General features: G+C 65.7%; 18 protein-coding genes. 10 read left to right on the top strand and 8 right to left on the bottom strand.

What is annotated here, in order from left to right; all coding sequences use genetic code 11:
* Positions 1-97 precede the first annotated feature (97 nt).
* The 5 genes from rsfS to N0K08_RS15265 all read left to right on the top strand — a co-directional run bounded on the left by rsfS (position 98) and on the right by N0K08_RS15265 (position 5,173).
* Positions 98-919, top strand: a complete 822-nt coding sequence (gene rsfS / locus N0K08_RS15285) for a ribosome silencing factor (RefSeq protein ID WP_261501249.1) — start codon at positions 98-100, stop codon at positions 917-919.
* Positions 920-930: 11 nt separating this feature from the next.
* Positions 931-1,398 (top strand): 23S rRNA (pseudouridine(1915)-N(3))-methyltransferase RlmH, encoded by a 468-nt coding sequence (rlmH, locus tag N0K08_RS15280; protein ID WP_261501248.1) that lies wholly within the window; start codon positions 931-933, stop codon positions 1,396-1,398.
* A gap of 177 nt (positions 1,399-1,575) precedes the next feature.
* Positions 1,576-2,190 carry a Maf family protein gene (locus N0K08_RS15275; protein ID WP_261501247.1) on the top strand — a complete coding sequence of 205 codons (615 nt, stop codon included), beginning with the start codon at positions 1,576-1,578 and terminating at the stop codon, positions 2,188-2,190.
* Positions 2,191-2,213: 23 nt separating this feature from the next.
* On the top strand, positions 2,214-3,704 hold the full coding sequence (rng, locus tag N0K08_RS15270; protein ID WP_261501541.1) for a ribonuclease G: 1,491 nt from the start codon (positions 2,214-2,216) through the stop codon (positions 3,702-3,704).
* A gap of 86 nt (positions 3,705-3,790) precedes the next feature.
* Positions 3,791-5,173 (top strand): alanine/glycine:cation symporter family protein, encoded by a 1,383-nt coding sequence (locus N0K08_RS15265; RefSeq protein ID WP_261501246.1) that lies wholly within the window; start codon positions 3,791-3,793, stop codon positions 5,171-5,173.
* A gap of 64 nt (positions 5,174-5,237) precedes the next feature.
* Here N0K08_RS15265 and N0K08_RS15260 read toward each other — a convergent pair whose 3' ends face one another.
* From N0K08_RS15260 to N0K08_RS15250, 3 genes are all read right to left on the bottom strand, one after another.
* Entirely contained in the window at positions 5,238-5,627 is a 390-nt protein-coding gene (locus N0K08_RS15260; RefSeq protein WP_261501245.1) for a YkvA family protein, read from the bottom strand.
* A 159-nt stretch (positions 5,628-5,786) separates the two neighbouring features.
* Positions 5,787-8,207 carry a tetratricopeptide repeat protein gene (locus tag N0K08_RS15255; protein WP_261501244.1) on the bottom strand — a complete coding sequence of 807 codons (2,421 nt, stop codon included), beginning with the start codon at positions 8,205-8,207 and terminating at the stop codon, positions 5,787-5,789.
* Positions 8,208-8,339: 132 nt separating this feature from the next.
* Complete coding sequence (locus tag N0K08_RS15250) at positions 8,340-9,371, bottom strand: AraC family transcriptional regulator (RefSeq protein ID WP_261501243.1); 1,032 nt, start codon at positions 9,369-9,371, stop codon at positions 8,340-8,342.
* Positions 9,372-9,483: 112 nt separating this feature from the next.
* Between N0K08_RS15250 and N0K08_RS15245 the strand changes: the two genes are divergently transcribed.
* Entirely contained in the window at positions 9,484-10,947 is a 1,464-nt protein-coding gene (locus N0K08_RS15245) for a flavin-containing monooxygenase (protein WP_261501242.1), read from the top strand.
* A gap of 23 nt (positions 10,948-10,970) precedes the next feature.
* Positions 10,971-11,918, top strand: a complete 948-nt coding sequence (locus tag N0K08_RS15240) for an alpha/beta hydrolase (RefSeq protein WP_261501241.1) — start codon at positions 10,971-10,973, stop codon at positions 11,916-11,918.
* Positions 11,919-11,942: 24 nt separating this feature from the next.
* Here N0K08_RS15240 and N0K08_RS15235 read toward each other — a convergent pair whose 3' ends face one another.
* The 5 genes from N0K08_RS15235 to lptF all read right to left on the bottom strand — a co-directional run bounded on the left by N0K08_RS15235 (position 11,943) and on the right by lptF (position 16,809).
* Complete coding sequence (locus tag N0K08_RS15235) at positions 11,943-13,127, bottom strand: pyridoxal phosphate-dependent aminotransferase (protein WP_261501240.1); 1,185 nt, start codon at positions 13,125-13,127, stop codon at positions 11,943-11,945.
* Positions 13,128-13,192: 65 nt separating this feature from the next.
* Positions 13,193-14,134 carry a CysB family HTH-type transcriptional regulator gene (locus tag N0K08_RS15230; RefSeq protein WP_261501239.1) on the bottom strand — a complete coding sequence of 314 codons (942 nt, stop codon included), beginning with the start codon at positions 14,132-14,134 and terminating at the stop codon, positions 13,193-13,195.
* Positions 14,135-14,216: 82 nt separating this feature from the next.
* The gene (locus N0K08_RS15225) at positions 14,217-14,606 is read right to left on the bottom strand and encodes a sirohydrochlorin chelatase (RefSeq protein WP_261501238.1); all 390 of its coding nucleotides are present in this window, start codon (positions 14,604-14,606) and stop codon (positions 14,217-14,219) included.
* Entirely contained in the window at positions 14,603-15,709 is a 1,107-nt protein-coding gene (gene lptG / locus N0K08_RS15220; RefSeq protein WP_261501237.1) for an LPS export ABC transporter permease LptG, read from the bottom strand. The genes N0K08_RS15225 and lptG overlap by 4 nt, the downstream gene beginning before the upstream one ends.
* Positions 15,706-16,809 carry an LPS export ABC transporter permease LptF gene (lptF, locus tag N0K08_RS15215; protein ID WP_261501236.1) on the bottom strand — a complete coding sequence of 368 codons (1,104 nt, stop codon included), beginning with the start codon at positions 16,807-16,809 and terminating at the stop codon, positions 15,706-15,708. Before lptF ends, lptG begins: the two co-directional genes overlap by 4 nt.
* Positions 16,810-16,832: 23 nt before the next feature.
* On the opposite strand from lptF, the gene N0K08_RS15210 reads away from it, so the two are divergent.
* Genes N0K08_RS15210 through N0K08_RS15200 form a run of 3 tightly spaced genes read left to right on the top strand, consistent with a single transcriptional unit; the run spans position 16,833 to position 19,307 of the window.
* Positions 16,833-18,458, top strand: coding sequence for a leucyl aminopeptidase (locus tag N0K08_RS15210; RefSeq protein ID WP_261501235.1), 1,626 nt, complete (start codon positions 16,833-16,835; stop codon positions 18,456-18,458).
* Between the two features lie 16 nt (positions 18,459-18,474).
* Positions 18,475-18,906, top strand: coding sequence for a DNA polymerase III subunit chi (locus tag N0K08_RS15205; RefSeq protein ID WP_261501234.1), 432 nt, complete (start codon positions 18,475-18,477; stop codon positions 18,904-18,906).
* A 2-nt stretch (positions 18,907-18,908) separates the two neighbouring features.
* Positions 18,909-19,307, top strand: a complete 399-nt coding sequence (locus tag N0K08_RS15200) for a hypothetical protein (RefSeq protein ID WP_261501233.1) — start codon at positions 18,909-18,911, stop codon at positions 19,305-19,307.
* Positions 19,308-19,310 lie beyond the last annotated feature (3 nt).

The following is a 19,310-nucleotide window of genomic DNA, read 5'->3' as shown; positions in this document are numbered from 1 at the left end:
AACAGCCCGGTCTGCGGTACACCGCGGGGGGCAGCCGCTGAAGGCGCTCTGCCCCCATGCGCGCTATATTGACCAACCCTTTTCTATACATCGCCTGATGACCACCACTCCCCAAACGGAAACCGCCGCTAAAAAAGACGTCACCAAGCTCCAGCGCGCCATCGTCGATGGCCTGGAGGATGTCAAGGCGCAAGACATCCAGGTTTTCAACACTGAACACCTGTCGCCCCTGTTCGAACGCGTGATCGTGGCATCGGGCACGTCCAATCGCCAGACCAAGGCTTTGGCGGCCAGCGTGCGCGACGCCGTCAAGGAAGCCGGCTTCGGCAAGCCCCGCATCGAAGGCGAAGAAAACGGCGAGTGGATCATCGTCGACTGCGGCTCCGCCGTGGCCCACATCATGCAGCCGGCCATTCGCCAGTACTACCGCCTGGAAGAACTCTGGGGTGACAAGCCGGTGCGCCTGAAGCTGGGCGCGGCCAAGCCTGCCGCTTCGGCTGCCAATCTGCTGGCCGACAAGAAGGCCGCGCAAAAGGCCGCCAAGGCCGATGCCAAGGCAGCGCCCAAGACAAAGTCCAAGGCCAAGGCCGAAGACGGCGTGAAGGCCAAGCCCAAGGCAGCGGCCAAGAAGCCCGCAGTGAAGAAGCCAGCCGCCAAGGCCGTGGCCAAGGCCCTGGCAGCTCCCGCCGCCAGCGCCAAGACCGCGACCAAGACGGCCGCCAACGCCGTGGCCAAGGAAGCCGCCCAGGTCGCAGCCAAGTCTGCCGCCAAGGCCGCAGCCAAGCCCGCAGCCGCGAAGAAGCCCGCCGTCAAGAAGGATGCAGCCAAGGTCCAGACCGTTGTGATCAAGGCTTCGGTGCCCCGCACCGCCAAGCCTGTCGCGGCGCCTGCCAAGCGCGCTCCCCGCAAGGCTTCCTGAGAGCCTGAGCGATGCGGCTGTTGATAGTGGCCGTGGGCCTGCGCGTGCCCGACTGGGCGCAGACGGCCTACGACGATTACGCCAAGCGCTTTCCGCCGGAACTCAAGGTGGAGCTCAAGGCGGTGAAGACCGAGCCCCGCGGCTCCAAGACGCTGGAAACGCTGTACGCCGCCGAGCGCGAGCGCATCGAAGCGGCGATACCGCGTGGCATGCGCATCGTGGTGCTCGACGAGCGTGGCACCAACCTGACCACCAAGGCGCTGGCCCAGCGCCTGCAGGGTTGGCAGCTCGAAGGTGACGACGTGGCCCTGGTCATCGGCGGCCCCGACGGGCTGGACCCGGCATTTCGCCAGGCCGCGCATGAGCGCATCCGCCTCTCGGACCTGACGCTGCCCCATGCCATGGTGCGGGTGCTGCTGATCGAGCAGCTGTACCGCGCCTGGTCGGTGAATGCCGGCCACCCCTATCATCGGGAGTGATTCCCGGCCCGCCTGCGCGGTCTGGTGCTAAAAAAGAAGCAGCCTCTGGCTGCTTTTTTCGTTAAGAATCCCGGGGCAGGCGCCGTGACAGCCACCCCGGAAGGCCCGTGGTACTATCTTTTTCATAGCCTGCAGTCCTTGCAATGCAAGCGCTGCAGGCACTCTTTTACGCAAGCCATGTCCGACTTCATCTACCTCGCCTCGCAAAGCCCTCGCCGCCGTCAGTTGCTCGAACAGATCGCCGTGCGCCATGAGTTGCTGCTGCCCAATGTGCCAGGCGATGTGGCCGAAGACGCCGAAGCCATGGAGCTGGCCTTGCCTGGCGAAGTGCCGCACGACTATGTGCAGCGCGTCACCGGCCTCAAGCTCGATGCGGCCGTGGCCCGCCTGGCGCGCCGCGGCCTGCCGCCCGCGCCGGTGCTGTGTTCCGACACCACCGTGGCCCTGGGCACGCAGATTCTGGGCAAGCCCGAGGACGCACAGGACGCCACGCGCATTCTGGCGCTGCTGGCGGGCCAGGAACACGAAGTGCTGACGGCCGTGGCGCTGCAATCGGGCGCGCAGCGCTTTGCGGCGCTGTCGGTCTCGCTGGTGCGCTTCGCGCCCATGACGCCTTCCCAGATCGCGGCCTATGTGGCCACGGGCGAGCCCATGGGCAAGGCCGGCGCCTACGGCATCCAGGGCGCGGCCGCCGTACATGTCGCCCACCTGGCAGGCAGCTATACCGGCATCATGGGCCTGCCTTTGTTCGAGACGGCCCAACTGCTGCGGCAGGCCGGCTGGTCCCTCTGAATTTGATGGCGCAAGCAATGAACATACAACAAGACATTCTGATCAACTGGTCGCCCCAGGAAACGCGCGTGGCGGTGGTGGAAAGCGGCGCCGTGCAGGAACTGCACATGGAGCGCCCGCTGGAGCGCGGCCTGGTCGGCAACGTCTATCTGGGCAAGGTGGCGCGGGTGCTGCCGGGCATGCAGTCGGCGTTCATCGACATCGGCCTGGAGCGCGCGGCCTTCCTGCACGTGGCCGATGTCTGGCAGCGCCAGGAAAACGGTGATGCGCCCATGTTCGCGCGCAAGGATTTGCCGCTCAAGCCCATAGAAAAGCAGATTTTCGAAGGCCAGGCCATCATGGTCCAGGTGATCAAGGACCCGATAGGCACCAAGGGCGCTCGTCTGTCGACCCAGGTCAGCATTGCCGGGCGCCTGCTGGTGTTCCTGCCCCAGGACGACCATGTGGGCGTCTCGCAGAAAATCCCGCCGGCCGAACGCGATGTCTTGCGCGGGCGCCTGCAGGCCCTGGTCGGCGACAAGGCCAGTGGCGGCGGCGGAGGCTTCATCCTGCGCACCAATGGCGAGGATTCCAACGACCAGGAGCTGTCGGAAGACATTGCCTACCTGCGCAAGACCTGGGCCCGGATCAAGGAGTCTTCGCTGCGCCTGCCGCCGACATCGTTGTTGCACCAGGATTTGAACCTGCTGCAGCGCGTGCTGCGCGATCTGGTGGGCGAGCAGACCCAGACCATTCGCATCGACTCGCGCGAGCAGTTCGCGCAGCTGCAGGCCTTCGGCCTGGAGTTCATGCCGGCCGCCGTGCCCAAGCTGCAGCTGTACAAGGGCGAGCGCCCGATCTTCGACCTGTTCTCCATCGACGAGGAAATCGCCAAGGCGCTGGGCCGGCGCGTGGACCTCAAATCGGGGGGCTACCTGATCGTCGACCAGACCGAAGCGCTGACCACCATCGACGTCAACACCGGCGGCTTTGTCGGCGCGCGCAATTTCGACGACACCATCTTCAAGACCAACCTCGAAGCCGCCCAGGCGATTGCACGCCAGCTGCGCCTGCGCAATCTCGGCGGCATCGTGATCGCCGACTTCATCGACATGGTGCGCGAAGAGCACCAGGAAGCGGTGCTGGCCGAGTTCCGCAAGCAACTGGGACGCGACCGGGTCAAGACCATGATGTCGGGGGGCTTCTCGCAGCTGGGTCTGGTCGAGATGACGCGCAAGCGCACGCGCGAATCGCTGGCCCATATGCTGTGCGAGCCCTGCCCACTGTGCGAGGGCAAGGGCAGCGTCAAGACGTCGCGCAGCGTCTGCTACGACGTGCTGCGCGAAATCCTGCGCGAAGCGCGCCAGTTCAACCCCAAGGAATTCCGCGTGATCGCCTCGCCCAAGGTGGTGGACCTGTTCCTCGACGAGGAAAGCCCGCACCTGGCCAGCCTGTCGGACTTCATCGGCAAGCCGATTTCGCTGCAGGCCGAGGCCGCGATGGGGCAGGAGCAGTACGACATCGTGTTGCTGTGAGGCAGGCCACAGCCATCCGTTGATGGTGTCGATTCCGGGGGCAGCGCTTTGGCGCTTGGGCCAATGAATCGCGAACGAGAAAATCCATGGAATTTTTGAACGACATTTTCACCACCTTGAACAACATCGTTTGGGGCGTACCCATGATCGTGTTGATCCTGGGTACGGGTTTTTATCTGCAGATCCGCCTTGGCTTCATGCCCTTGCGCAACATCGTGCACGGCTTTCGGACGATCTGGCGCAGCCGCAAGATGGACGACCGGGCCGATGGCGACATCTCGCCCTATGCCGCATTGATGACGGCGCTGTCGGCCACCGTGGGCACGGGCAATATCGCCGGTGTGGCCACGGCCATTGCGGTGGGCGGGCCCGGCGCCTTGTTCTGGATGTGGATGACCGCGCTGCTGGGCATGGCCACCAAGTATGGTGAAGTCGTGCTGGCGGTGAAGTACCGCGAAAAGAATGCCAAGGGCCAATGGGTCGGCGGCCCCATGTACGCCATCAAGAACGGCCTGGGCCCGCGCTGGCGCTGGATGGGCACGCTGTTTGCCATCTTTGGCGGCTTTGCCGGCTTTGGCATCGGCTCCATGGTGCAGGCCAACGGGATTGCCTCGGCCATGCACAGCGCTTTCGGGCTGGAAAACTGGGTCACGGGCATCGTGCTGGCGGTGCTGGTAGGCGCGGTGGTGCTGGGCGGCATCACCCGCATCGGTGCGGTAGCCGAGAAACTGGTGCCCGCCATGTGCCTGGTCTATATCGCCTGCGTGCTGTGCGTGCTGTGGGTGTTTGTCGACCGCATTCCGGATGCGCTGGTGCTGATCGTTTCGCAGGCCTTCAACCCCACGGCGGCCACGGGGGGCTTCCTGGGATCTACCGTGCTGATGGCCTTGCGCATGGGCGTGGCCCGCGGCATTTTCTCGAACGAAGCCGGCCTGGGTACCGCCGGCATCGCGCAGGCGGCAGGTGCGAGCAAGGACCCGGTGTTCTCGGGTCTGGTGGGCATGATGGGCACCTTCATCGATACCATCATCGTCTGCACCATGACGGGCCTGGCGATTGTGGTGAGTGGTGTCTGGGACTCGGGCGCGACGGGCGCGGTGCTGTCTTCCCAGAGTTTCGAAGCGGCGCTGCCCGGCGTGGGCAAGTACCTGCTGGCGATGTCGCTGGCGGTGTTTGCGTTCACCACCATTTTGGGCTGGGCATACTACGGCGAGAAGTGCTGGACCTACCTGGTCGGATCCGTGTGCGAGAAGCCGTTTCGCATTCTGTGGACGCTGGCCGCGTACTTCGGGGCGGTCGCCACGCTGGACTTTGCCTGGCTGGTGGCCGACACGCTCAACGCGCTGATGGCGATTCCCAACCTGATTTCGCTGCTGCTGTTGTCACCGGTGATCGTGCAACTCACCCGCGACTACTTTGCCAAGCGCAATGCCGGGCTGGTCCGGCTCCAGGAAAATCAGGGGGCCTAGCGCCCCCAAGATGGCGCGCGGCCGTGACCAGGGGGCGTTGACGCCTTCCGGCGCCACAGCCACCTTATCGCGATCGCAGCCCAACCCAGGCCGCCGCGCCCACGGCCAGCCACAGAAGCACGATGCAGACCGCGCCGATCCGGCTGCTGGGCTTGGCGCCTTGGATTTGCATCCACTCGTCGGCCTGGCTGCGGCATTGCGCGAGGACCGCGGGCGGCAAGAGCTTGATGGCCAGCCAGATGAGGCCGGGAAGCAGCAGCACATCATCGACATAGCCCAGCACGGGGATGAAGTCAGGAATCAAGTCGATGGGGCTCAGCGCGTAGGCCACCACAAACACGCCCAGGGCCTTTGCATACCAAGGCGTTCCCGGGTTCTTGCCGGCAAACCAAAGCGTCACGCCGTCACGTTTGATGCGCTTGGCCCAGGCCTTCAAGTTGTCGCTGATGCGCATGGGAATTTCGATGAATTGCGAATATCGTCGGCGCGGATTGCGCAGGCGTGGCCGCATTCTGCGCCAGTTTCGAGGGCGGGCCCGCGGTACGCGCGCGGTCGCTAAGACGCCTACAGTGGTGTCTTCGAGACTGCGCCGTACCAGGCCGAAAGGCCTGGGCTACTGCTGCTGCCGCTCCCGCAGCAGTGTCCGGGCCTTGTCCACCCACTCCTGCAATTCGGGCGCGGGGTGTCTTGCGAAAAGCTGCAGCAATTCGCCAGCGGCTTTGCGGCCTTCTTTCGGGGCGCTTTCCCAGAACAACTCCCGAGCCTGGTAGTAGAGGGCCTTGGCGACCACCAGGCGCAGCGGGGGCTCCAAGGCGTCGCCGTAGCGCCGCGAGATGCTGCGATAGCAGGCCAGCGCATGCGGCGCCTGGCCCGGCGGCGGCGGCGTCAGGCCCTGGTACAGCAAGGCCTTGGCGACCACTTCGCGCAGCACAGGGCTGGCGTCGGTCTCGTACCTGGCGATGAGCCGGTCGTAGGCGGCGATTTCCTGCGCATGCCGGCCCATCTGGCCCAGGACGATGGCGTCCATCAGCAAGCCCCTGGCGAGCATTTCGCGCATCTCGGGGGTGTCGTCCTGGCCGTAGCGACGATCCGCTTCGGCATAGGCGGCGATGGCGGCGGCAGGGCGTCCCAGCTTGTCGAAGGTGGAGGCCTGCAACAGCAGGCTGCGCGCGGTGATCTGGCGTATTTCGGGCGATTCATCGTCGCCGCAGCGTTCCACGATCCGGGTGTAGACGGCCAGTTCCAGCTCGCTGCGGTCCTGGCGGGCGTAAGTGACGGCCAGGTGGAACAGGGCACGGGCCACGATTTCGCGCATCTCGGGCGCGGCGTCGGTTTCGTAGTCCGCAATCAGCCGGCTGCAGGCGGCGATGGCTTCATCAGGGCGCTGCAGTTTGTTGTAGGTGGCGGTCTGCATCAGCAAGCAGCGGGCGATGAGGTAGCGCACGGTGGACGAGGTATCGCCGCTGTAGCGTTCCAGGATCTGGGCGTAGCCTGCCAGTTCCTGTTCGGGGCGGTCTTGCTGGCCGTGGGTGATGGCCATGAAGAACAGGGTGCGGGCCACGAATTCGCGCATCGCGGGGTCGGGGTCCTGGCCGTAGCGCTGCACCACCTGCTGGTAGGTCTCGATTTCCTCTGGCGTGCGCAACAGCGCGGCCAGCATGCTGGCCTTGTCCAGCAGTGCGTCCACCACGCGCAGGCGCATGGCGGGGCTGATGTCCGCGGCGTAACGGCGTTCGATGTCGGCAAAGACGGCCAGTGCCTCGTCCGTGCGGTGGAGCTGATTCAGGCGCTGGATTTGCAGCTGCAGCGCATGGGCCACTTTCTCGCGCAGCGGGTAGGAATCGACCTCGCCAAAGCGCTCGACCACGCAGACCAGCTCGGCCAGCGAGTCTTCAAGGCGGTCCAGCTTGCCCAGGCGAATGCCCAGGTTGTTGTGCGCCTGGCACACGAGGTTTTGCAGCTCGGGCGCATCGTCGGGCGAGAAGCGCCGGGCCAGCACGGCGTAGGCCGCGACTTCCTCTTCGATGCGGCCCTGCATGCCCAGGTTCAGGCCTTTGCTCAGCTGGGCCCGTGCCACCTGCATGCGCAGCTCGGGGCTGGGGTCCTGGCCGTAGGCCTGCACCACCTGCTCGTAGGCGGCCAGGGCTTCTTCCAGCCGCTCCAGCTTGATCAACTGTGCCCCGCACTTGATCAGGGCCCGTGCCACCAGTTGGCGCAGCACGGGCGCATCGTCCGATGCGTAGCGCCGCGCGATATCCGCGCAGACCGCCATTTCCTCGTCCATGCGCTGCATCTGGGCCAGCACGTCGCCGCTGTTGTACAAGGCCTGGGCGGTCAGGCGGCGCAGCTCGTCGTCGCTGTGCTCGCCCACGCTGCGTACCAGTTGGCTGTACACGTCCAGCGCGGCCTGGAGATGATCCTGCCAGTCCAGGCGATTGCCCCAGTCCAGCAGGCTTTGCGCGCACATCTGCTGGATGCTGAGGTCCGTATCCTGGCCAAAGCGTCGGACGAACGCGGCGTGGGAGGCGATTTCGTCGTCTATGCGCTGCAGCCAGTTGAGGGAGATGGCGCGGTTGAACAGCGCGGATGCCAGGCGTTCGCGGACTTCGGGGTCGAAGTCGTTGCCATAGCGCTGCTCCATGGCATCGAACACCGCCATCTCGGCTTCGGGCTGTTTCAGTTCATCGAAGATGTAGGACTGGCGGAAAAAAATCTTGATCAACTGTTGGCGCGTGGTCAGCGTGGCGTCGTCGCCATGGCGCCGGATCAGAGCATCCGCCATGGCCAGCGCTTCGGGCGAGCGCCCCAGGCCGTGCAAGGCTCCCATCTGGCCGTTGCCGCACTGGATGTGCAGGCCTGCCGGGGCATGCTCCGCCAGGCTGGCCTGGGCCTGCACAAAGCTGTGCAAGGCCTCGGCGAAGGCATCCTGGTCCAGCTGCGCCTTGCCGCGGGCGATCAGTTCAAGGGCGATGGAGTCCGCATCGCGGGGTGTGGGAGAAATTGCGGTGGCGGTGGCCTGCAGGTCCAGATCCATGGGACGACGGCTTTCGAAGAGAGGGGCGAAGCGGGCGCGACAGGCCCAGGAAGCGTAGAGCAAAAGCGTACCACGGCGCCGACCGAAGATCGGCGTAGGGGGAGCTGCCGCATCTTGCGATTGAGCGAAGGCTTACAGCGGCGCCGGGGGCCGTCGGCGCAGTTGCCGGGGCGTGGCGCCAAACCAGCGCTGGCAGGCGCGGGTGAGCACGGACTGATCTGCATAGCCCAGCAGTTGCGCAATCTGGCCCAGGCTCAGGCTGGGCTGTGCCAGCAGTTGGCGGGTCCAGGATTTGCGGGCCTTGTCACGCAGGTCCTCGAACACCGAGCCTTCGGCCTGCAAGCGCCGCTGCAAGGTGCGTGGGTGCAGGCCCAGGGCCCGCGCCACGGCGGCCAGATTCGCCATGCCCACGCGCACCAGGTTGTGCAGCACGCTATGGACCTGGTCCGCGGCGCTGGCATCCCGCCCCGAAGACGCTCCGAGCAGGAAGCGGGCTACAAATTGCTGCAGCAGCCGGTTATGGCCCGGCATGGGTTGGCGCCAGGCCAGCGGATCGATGGCAATGCCGTCGAATGCGGCGTGAAAATGCGGCAACTGCCCCAGGTGCTGGCGGTACTGCGCGCTGCTGCCTACGGGGGCATGGCGCAGGTGGATGGCCGCGGGACGCAGCGCGCCTTCGGACAGCACATCGACCAGGCGGCACAGGTAGGCCACGCAGAGCTCAGTCGCCTGCGGCGTGTCGGGCACGGACGGCTGGCGCTGGAACACTTCCACGCACTCCAGCCCGGTGTCGGGCGCCATGAAAGTCAGGAAGCCCAGCGCGGGGTTGTGGAGGTGCACGTACTTGGCGCCCTGGATGAGCCCTTCGCGCACGGTGGGCGCGGTCTGGATGGCCAGTCCGAGCAGGCCCAGGGTTTCCACACCCTGCAGCGCGCACAGGCGCAGGCCGAAGTCGCGCGCACCCAGCGTGCGGGCGGCTTCCTCTATGGCCAGGATCACGGTGTGGTGGGGCAGGTAGCGCTCCGGGTCGACCAGGTCGCCCGGCTCCAGGCCGCAGGTACGCAGGACAGCGGCAGGGTCGCCCCCGAGCGTGCGCACCAGCGCCTCGAAGCCCGCGAGCGCGGCGGCGCGGACAAAGCGCATGGCAGGGAGATCGGCAGGCATAGGGTATGTACGGTATGTCGTGCGACATCAGAATTCTGTCGTGCAAACACAAGTGCCGTCAGGGGGTTAGACCTAGCATGGGGTCGAATCACACCTTCAGGAGACAGCTCGCATGGCACAGCACTTCGACGTACTCATCATCGGTGCCGGTATTTCTGGCCTGGGCGCGGCCTGTCATCTGCGCCAGCGCCTGCCAGGCAGCAGCCTTGCCATTTTCGAAGCCATGGAGGGCTTTGGCGGCACCTGGTGGACGCACCGCTATCCCGGTGCGCGTTCGGACAGTGATTTGTACACCTATGGCTATGGCTTCAAGCCCTGGCGCGGCCAGTCCATCGCCACGGCCGATGAAATCCGCGCCTACCTGGCCGAAGTGATTGCGGAAAACGAGCTCATGCCGCACATCCGTTACGGGCACAGGGTCACCTCGGCCCAGTGGTCGTCGCAGGACAAGCGCTGGACAGTGCAGGCCACGCGCAGCGATAGGGGCGAGTCCCTGAGCGTCACCGCGGGCTTTCTCTGGATGTGCGCCGGCTACTATGACCACGACAAGGCGTACACGCCGCAGTGGCCCGGCATGCAGGATTTCCAGGGGCCTATCGTGCACCCGCAGCACTGGCCGCAGGATCTGGACTACTCGGGCAAGCGCGTGGTGGTCATAGGCTCGGGCGCTACGGCGGCCACGCTGATTCCCAGCATGGCAGGCGCCGCGGCGCACGTGACCATGCTGCAGCGCTCGCCCACGTTCTTTTCCGCCGAACCGCGAGAGCACCCGCTCGAAGCCCAACTGCGCCCGCTGCAGCTGCCCGATGCGTGGATGCACGAAATCATGCGCCGCGCCCACATCGCCAAGACCGACGCGGTGGTGCAAACGGCCTATGCACAGCCCGAGGAGCTGCGTGCCTTCCTGATCGAGCAGACCCGCGCCCATCTGCCCGAAGGCTACGACCTGGGCAAGCACTTCAACCCGCGCTACAAGCCCTGGCAGCAGCGGATTGCCGTGGTGCCGGATGGGGACCTGTTCGCCGCCATCCGCGCTGGCCGCGCGTCTGTGGTCACCGACACCATCGAATGCTTCGACGCCACAGGGATCCAGCTGACCAGCGGCGAACACCTCGATGCCGACATCATTGTCACCGCCACGGGCTTCAACATGCGGTTCCTGGGCGGCGTGCCGTTCAGCGTGGACGACAAGCCCGTGGACTTCACCCAGCACGTGACCTGGCGCGGGGTGATGGTGCAGGGCGTTCCCAACCTGGCCTATACCCAGGGCTACTTCCGCTGGAGCTGGACGCTGCGCGCCGACCTGGTCAGCGACCTGGTGTGCCGCGTGATGGCCCACATGCGTGAGCACGGCCATGGCGTGGTCGAGCCCAGGCTGGGCGCGCAAGACGCCGACATGCCGCGTCTGTCCTGGGTGGATCCGGACAACATCAATGCCGGCTACATGCTGCGCGCGCAGGACAGGCTGGTACGCCAGGGCGACCGCTCGCCCTGGCGGCAGTTGCTGGAATATGGCGAGGAGCGCACCGTCCTGCCTGCTGTTTCCCCCCAGGAAGAAGCCTTGAGCTACCGCTGAACCACCCGAAGGAGACTTTGAACATGGCCCTTGATCCGCACCTCGCCGGCACCCTGCAAATGCTGGCCGCCGCCAAAGCGAAACCCACTGCCGAAGGCACGCCCGAAGAAGGCCGCGCCGGCTATCTGGCACTGACCGCCGGCTCGCTTACGCCTGAGCAGCGCGTGCCGGTGGCCGGCGTGCAGGACACCACCGTTCCCGGTGGCGCGGGCCGTATTCCCGCGCGCATCTACCGGCCTGAAGGCCAGGGCCCCTTTCCCACCGTGGCGTACTTTCACGGGGGTGGCTACGTCATCGGGAATCTGGAAACGCACGACAATATGTGCCGCGAAATTTGCCGCAGCGCGCAGGCCGTGGTGGTGTCGGTGGATTACCGGCTTGCACCCGAGCACCCGTTTCCCGCAGGCATTGAAGACGCCGTGGCTGCCGCGAAGTGGATCGTGGCCCATGCGCGCGAACTGGGGGGCAGCCCCACCGTGGCCGTGGCGGGCGACAGTGCAGGCGGCAATTTTTCCGCCGTGGTGGCGCAGCAATTGCGCGACGAGGGCATCAGGCTGGCCGCGCAGTTCCTCATCTATCCGGCGGTGGATCATGTGGCCGCGGTGTATCCCAGCGCCGAACAGAACGCCAAGGGTTACTTCCTCGAAGCGGAGACCATGGCCTGGTTCTACAACCACTACGTGGGCGGCTATGCCAACCCCATGGATCCGCGTCTGGCACCGCTGCAGGCCGACGACCTGACGGGCTTGCCTCCCGCCGTGATCGTGACTGCCGAGTTCGATCCGCTGCGCGACCAGGGCGCGGCCTACGCCGCGGCGCTGCATGCCGCGGGCGGGCAAGCCGATCTGATTCCCGGCCCTGGCATGATCCACGGGTTCTTCGACATGGGCCGATGGTCGCCCGGTGCGCAGGCGCTGGTCACACACAGCATCGCCCGCTTCGGCGCGCTCCTGAAGTCGCAGGGCAGTTAAGCCGGCCGGCGCGCCTGGCGCGACCTACAGCTTGCGCAGGCGTTCCAGCGCCGCGTGCAGCGTGGCATCTTCCTTGGCGAAGCAAAAGCGCACCACGCGCTGGTCGAAGCCGTCGCCGTAGAAGGCCGACAGCGGAATGGCGGCCACGCCGATTTCACGCGTGAGCCACAGGCAGAAGTCGGCTTCGCTCAAGTCGCTCACGGCCGAAATGTCCACGCACTGGAAGAAGCTGCCGGTGCAAGGCATGAGCTTGAGGCGCGAGCCGGCCAGGCCGGCGCGGAACAGGTCGCGCTTGGCCTGGTAGAAGGCCGGCAGGCCCAGATAGCGCTGCGGGTCGGCGAGGTAATTGGCCAGGCCGTGCTGCATGGGCGTGTTCACCGTGAACACATTGAACTGGTGTACCTTGCGGAACTCGGCCGTCAGCGCGGCGGGCGCGGCCACACTGCCGACTTTCCAGCCCGTGACGTGGAAGGTCTTGCCGAAGCTGGAGTTGATGAAGGCGCGCGCGGCCAGGCCGGGAAAGCGCGCGGCGCTCTGGTGCTCGGCGCCGTCGAACACCATGTGTTCGTAGACTTCGTCGCTGATCAAGAGCACATCGGTGGGTGCGAGCAGCTCTTCCAGCGTGCGCATTTCCTCGGCCGACCAGACGGTGGCGCTGGGGTTGTGCGGCGTGTTGATGATCAGCAGTCGCGTGCGCGCAGTGATGGCGGCCGAGATCTTGCCGAAATCGGGCCGGAACGTGCCGGGAGTCAGCGGCACGCGCACGGGCACGCCGCCGGCCAGCAGGATGTTGGGAATGTAGCTGTCGTAGCAGGGGTCGAGCACGATGACTTCATCGCCCGGGTGCACGCAGGCCAGGATGGCCGTGAGAATGCCCTGGGTGGCGCCGGCGGTGATGGTGATTTCGCTGTCGGGATGGTAGGTGCGGCCGTGCTGGGCCGCGATTTTGCGGGACACGGCCTGGCGCAGCGCGGGCACGCCGGGCATGGGCGGGTACTGGTTGTGGCCGGCCTGCATGGCCTGGTGCACGGCGTCTATCAGCGCCGGGTCGCAGGCAAAGTCGGGGAAGCCCTGGCCCAGGTTCACCGCCTGGTGCTCGGCGGCCAGTGCCGACATGACACTGAAAATCGTGGTGCCCACGGCCGGCAGCTTGCTCGGGAAGGTGGGAGTGCGGGCGGCGGGAAGCGTTGCAGCAGTGTCAGAGGTCATGGGTGCAGCAAGTAAACAAGAAAGCGCCGGCCACGGGCGGGCCGGCGGGGAAGAAGCGGTGGGAATTACAGTTCGTAATCGGCCACATGGCCGTTCATCGCACGGATCACCAGATCACGGCTCAGGCGGTCGCTGAGCAGTTCGGCGAACTTGTAGACGAAGTTGCGCATGTAGGCGCCGCGCTTGAAGGCCACGCGGGTCACGTTCTGGCCGAACAAATGGCCCATGGGGCGCACCACCAGATCGTTGGCCGTGTCTTCGCGCATGGCCATCTCGGCCACGATGCCTATGCCCAGGCCCAGGCGCACATAAGTCTTGATCACGTCGGAGTCTATGGCTTCGAGCACGACACGCGGCTGCAGGCGGCGTGTGGCAAAAGCCTGGTCGATCCTGCCGCGGCCCGTGAACGAGGGGTGGTAGGTGATCAGCGACTCGTGCGCGATGTCGTCGAGGCTGATGCGTTCCTTGTGGGCCAGCGGGTGGCCCGGCGGTACGACCAGCACATGCTGCCACTCGTAGCAGGGCAGGGTCACGAGCTCGGGGTAATCGGCCAGCGACTCGGTGGCCATGCCGATTTCGGCAACCTCGTCGATCACCATGCGCGCGACTTCGGCCGGCGTGGCCTGGTGCAGGCTGATGTTGACTTTGGGATAGGCCTCGCGCAGCTTGGCCACCGATGGCGGCAGCACATAGCGCGCCTGGGTGTGGGTGGTGGCAATGCTCAGCGTGCCGCTGTCCTGGGCGCTGAACTGCTCGCCGATACGCTTGAGGTTGCCGACTTCCCGCATGATCAGCTCAATGCTTTGCAGCACATGCTGGCCCGGCTCGGTGATGCGCTTGAGGCGTTTGCCGTGGCGCGCAAAAATGTCCACGCCCAGCTCTTCCTCGAGCTCGATGATGGCCTTGGAGACCCCGGGTTGCGAGGTGTGCAGGGCTTTCGCGGCCTCGGTGAGGTTGAGGTTGCGGCGCGCGGCTTCTTGAACGAAGCGGAATTGATGCAGGTTCATATCTGATTTCTGCTAAAGATGTCTGTCATTATGCAGTATTCATCTAAGAAATCCAGCCTTTATGCTGCACAAAAACGCTGCTTCAAGGCCGCTCTGTTGCAATCCGCGCGAGCAAGGCCGTGACGCGTGCATCTTCGCCCACGGAATCCTGGACTTCGACCGTCACGTCCGGGTGCCGTGCGCGCAGATCGGCCACCAGCCGTGGAATGTCTTCGCGCGCATGCTTGCCCGTGCCCAGGAACATGGGCGTGACGCGCAATTGCCGCACGCCTTGCGCGATCAACTGGTCGGCGGCCTCTGCAAAGCTGGGAGCGGTGAGTTCCAGGTAGGCGCAGCAGCAAGGCAGCTGCGGCTGCGTCTGCTGTATGCGCGCCAGCACGGCTTCCAGCGGCGCGCGCCACAACGGATCGCGCGAGCCGTGGCCCAGCAGGATCACGCCTTGGAGTGGAGTGGTGTTGTCGGTCGGGGTCATCGTCTGAGCACCAGCCAGGCAAAGGCCCCCAGCGACAGCAGGCTGTAGATGAAGCCGGGCGCGGCAGCCGTGAGCATGGGCGACCAGTTCTGCAGATTGCCGGCGTAGCCGAAGACGTTGTTTAGCAAGAAGAAGCTGATGCCGGCCATCACGCCGCCGAACACGTAGGCAGCAATACCGCCGGAGCGGAAATGCAGATAGGCGAACGGCAGGGCCAGCACCACCATCACCAGGCAGCTCAGCGGGTAGAAGACTTTGCGCCAGAACTCGATTTCGTACTTCTGCGCGGATTGTCCGTTGGACTCCAGGTGCCGCACGTACTGGAACAGGTCGATGGTCGCCATGCGGTCGGGCTTGAGCAGCGAGGCCGAGACCATTTCCGCGCTGATGCGCGTAGGCCAGTCCAGGCTCTCCTGCTGCATGCGTTCGAGCCGGGCCTGGCCGTTCTTTTGCACATAGGTGCTGCGCGCCACATCGTGCAGCGTCCAGACATCCTTGTCGGCATCCACCGTGGCCGAGTCGGCATGGGTTTGCGAAGCCATGCGGCCCTGGGCATTGAACTCGAAAATGCGCACGCCAGTCAGCTCGCCGCCCTTGCCCAGGGAGTTCACGTTGACGGCAAACGAATGCTCGCCCTGGCGCTCCTTGAGCCAGGCACCGGTGGCGCCCGTCGACAGGCGGCCCAACTGGGCGGCCTTGATCAGTTGCGCCGTGCGCTCGGCGGCCGGCGCAATGTAGTCGCCGACGGCAAAGGTCAGCACGGCGAAGCCGCAGCCCAGCACCAGCAGGGTGCGCAAGGCCATCCAGGGCCCCATGCCACTGGTGCGCATGATGGTGAATTCAGAGCTCTGGGCCAGTCGGGCCATCACGTAAATCGTGCCGATGAGCACGGTGATGGGCAGCAGCTCGTAGAGATGGCTGGGCAGGCTCAGCAGCACGAACAGCAGGGCGTGCGAAGGCTTGTAGACTTCGCCGCCGGTACGGCCGACCCAGCGCAGCTCGTCGATCAGGTCAAAAAAGAAGAACAGGGCCAGGAAAGCCAGGGTCACGAAGGCCACGGAGGAAATGGCATCGCGATAGATCAGGCGGCGCAGGACTTTCATGGGGCAGAGACCTTGTTTTTGGGCTGCCAGAGCGAGCGTATCGACCAGCGGTGGTGGCGCGCGAGCAGCACGCCCAAAGCGCTCAGCAGCGTGCCGCCATGCAGCAATGCCATGAAGCCCAGCGCGCCGATGCGGCCCGCGCCGACCCAGCTTTGTCCCAAGGTCATGAGGTTGTAGTAAACAATGAAAGCGAACAGGGCGATCATCAGGCTGGAGCTGTTGCCGGCCCGCGGGTTGACGCTGGCCACGGCCAGACCCAGCACGATGAAGTTGAAGGCGGCGAGCGGCAGGCCCAGGCGCCAGCCCAGTTCCGCCTGAAAGATCGGCTGATCTTCGTTCCACAGCCTGTGGGTGTACATGCTGCGCGCCGACTGCTCTTCTTCGGCGGCGGCCGTGCTGGCGTCGATCTGCAGGCCGTATTCCTTGAATTCGCTGATCTTGACGCCGGGCTTGCTGATCTGCGTTTCCACACGCTGGCCGTCGCTGAGAATGGCCATGCGCCGGCCGTTCTGCACTTCCAGGCGGGCGCTGCGCGCCGACGTCACCGATTCGGTGTCCGCGTCGTTGGTGACGATGAACACGTTGTTCGCCGCCTCGGCACCGGGCGTTTCCTTGTCGATGAAGAACACCCGCGAGCCGTCGGACGACTCCTGGAATTCACCGGGTGCGATGCGGTCGATGTCGCTGCGCTGCGCGTACTGCGTCTTGAGCTGCTCCACCTGCTGGTTGGACCATGGCCAGACCAGCGTGGCCAGGATGGCGATCACCGCCACCACCGGCCAGGCAAAGCGCAGCATGGGTGGCAGAAACGACACCAGTCCGCGCCCGCTGGCAAACCAGATGACCATTTCGCTGTCGCGATACATGCGCGACAGAGACCCCACAACTGACACGAACAGACTCAGACCCAGAATGGTGGGCAACTGGCCCAATACGGTGAAGCCCATCACCATGATCACATCGGATGGGTTGACATTGCCGCGGGATGCCTGGCCAAGGGTGCGAATCAGCATCATGGTCATGACGACAGTGACCAGCACCACCAAGGTGGCGCCAAAGCTGCGGGCCAGCTCTTTGCGTATGGATGAATCGAATAACATTGGCTGAAAGGAAAACGCCGATTATGAACTTTGATCTCAAGGCACTGACCATTGCGGCGGCTGCCAACGAAAAATGTGACCTGCTGGTGGTGCTCGTTGCCGAGCCCCTGCCCGTGGCTGTCGATCCCCTGTCCTCGCTGGTGGCCCTGGCCCTCAAGCATGGCGACCTGCAGACCGAAGCCGGCAAGTCATTGTCGCTCTACCAGGTGCCAGCCGTTGCCGCGCGTCGCATCCTGCTTGTCGGCGCTGGCGATGGCTCTGCCAGGTCGGTTCGCAAGGCCTTGGCCGCTGCCGGTCCGGCGCTGAACACGCCTGCGCTCAAGCGCGCTGTAGTGTGCTTCAGTTTTGATGTCCCTGCAGCGTCCGTGACGGCCGCCGTGCAGGCCGCGGCCGATGCGACCTATGTTTTTTCCACCACCAAGCCTTCGGCCAAGCCTTGCAGCCTGGAAAAGCTGGTGCTGGGCGTGCCGTCCAAGGTCGCCGTGCAGTCGGCTTTCGACTGCGGCGTGGCGCTGGCGCTGGGCCAGGGCACGGCGCGCGAATGGGCCAACCGCCCGGCCAACCATGCGACGCCCAGCCTGCTGGCGGACGCCGCCAAGGCCTTGGGCAAGCTGCCGGGCATCGAATGCAAGGTGCATGGACCTTCCGAAGTGGCCAAGCTGGGCATGGGCGCCTTCATGGCCGTGGCCCAGGGCTCGCATGAGCCCCTGCGCCTGATCGAGCTGCACTACCAGGGCGGCGCCAAGGGCGACGCGCCCGTGGCCCTGGTGGGCAAGGGCATCACTTTCGACACCGGCGGCATCTCGCTCAAGCCGGCGGCCGAAATGGACGAGATGAAATACGACATGGGCGGCGCGGCCAGCGTGCTGGGCGTGTTCCGCGCCCTGGCCGAACTGCGTCCGGCGATCAACGTGGTGGGCATCATCCCGGCCTGCGAAAACATGCCCGACGGCCGTGCGGTCAAGCCCGGCGATGTGGTGACCAGCATGAGCGGTCAGACCATTGAAATCCTCAACACCGATGCCGAAGGTCGGCTGGTGCTGTGCGATGCGCTGACCTATGTGGCCCGCTTCAAGCCGCGTGCCGTGGTCGATATCGCCACGCTCACGGGCGCCTGTGTGGTGGCTTTGGGCGGACTGCGCAGCGGCCTGTTCTCCACCGACGAAGCGCTGGCCCAGGCCTTGCAAAGCGCCGGCGACGCGGCCCAGGATCTGTGCTGGCGCATGCCGCTGGACGAGGAATACGCTGAAGGCCTTAAGAGCAATTTTGCCGATGTGGGCAATGTGGCCGGCCGTGCCGGTGGCGCCGTGACGGCTGCCAAGTTCCTGCAGCGCTTTGTGGGCGACCTGCCATGGGCCCACCTGGACATCGCGGGCACGGCCTGGAAGAGCGGCGCGGCCAAGGGCTCCACGGGCCGTCCCGTGGGCTTGCTGGTGCACTACCTGCTGGACGCCGCCAAGGCAGCGCCCGTCAAGGCCAAAGCGGTCAAGGCGGCCAAGCCGGTGAAGGCGGAAAAAACCGTCAAGGCCGACAAGCCTGCCAAGGTGGCCAAGCCGGTTGCAACGGCTGAAACGGCGCCGGCAGTGAATGCCCCTGGAGCTCCGGCTTCGGCCAAGGCCCCCAAGGCTGCCACCGGGCCGCTGCTTTGAACGCTCGCTGTCTGCCATGACCGAAGTTGCGTTTCACTTCAATGCGCCGGACAAGCTGGCTTATGTCTGCCGGTTCGTGCGCAAGGCCTTGCGCAACGACGCACGGGTGGTGGTGACGGGCCCGCTTGCGGTGACGCAGGCGATGTCCGCCATGCTGTGGAAGATGCCGCCCACCGACTTCCTGGCCCATGCCTGCGAAGGCGATGACGCACAGGTGTTCGCGGCTTCGCCCGTGGTGCTGGTGCAGGACGAGCGCTGCGCACCGCACCAGGACGTGCTGCTCAACCTGTGGGACAGCGTGCCCGCGCATTTCGCTGCTTTTGCCCGCGTGGTGGAAGTGGTGAGTGCGCACGATGAGCAGGACCGGGCCCAGGCCCGGCTGCGCTGGAAGCACTATGCGGGGCTGGGCCTGACCATCGTGCGCCATGATCTGGTGCTGAAAGGATGACGATGGACTCGCCGCAAGCCAAAGTGCCGCCGCGCTATGTTCCCACGCTGACCGAAGTCGTCACCGGCCTGGAGCCGGTGGCCCCTGAGGCCTGGGTGGCGCAGGCGGCTCCCGAGCTGCCTGCTGCCGCGCCGCTGGAGGCGGCCCCGGCCGTGCTTTTCGAAGCCCCGGCCGTGCCCACGGCCGCCGATATGGCCGTGGTCGAAGAACAGTTGGTGCAGCGTTTGCTGCAGCGGGTGGAACTGGCGCTCGACCAGCGGCTGCAGGCCTGCATCGCCCAGGTGGTGCAGGAGCAGACACGCTCGATCACGCTGCGCCTGCAGGAAGAGCTGGAGTCGGTGGTGCGCCAGACGGTGCATGACGCCGTGGCGCAGGAGCTGGAACAGTCCGCGCCACGTTGATGC

Source organism: Acidovorax bellezanensis (genome assembly GCF_025421555.1).
Taxonomy (GTDB): Bacteria; Pseudomonadota; Gammaproteobacteria; order Burkholderiales; family Burkholderiaceae_C; genus Comamonas; species Comamonas bellezanensis.
This window is presented reverse-complemented; position numbering and strand designations above follow the sequence as displayed.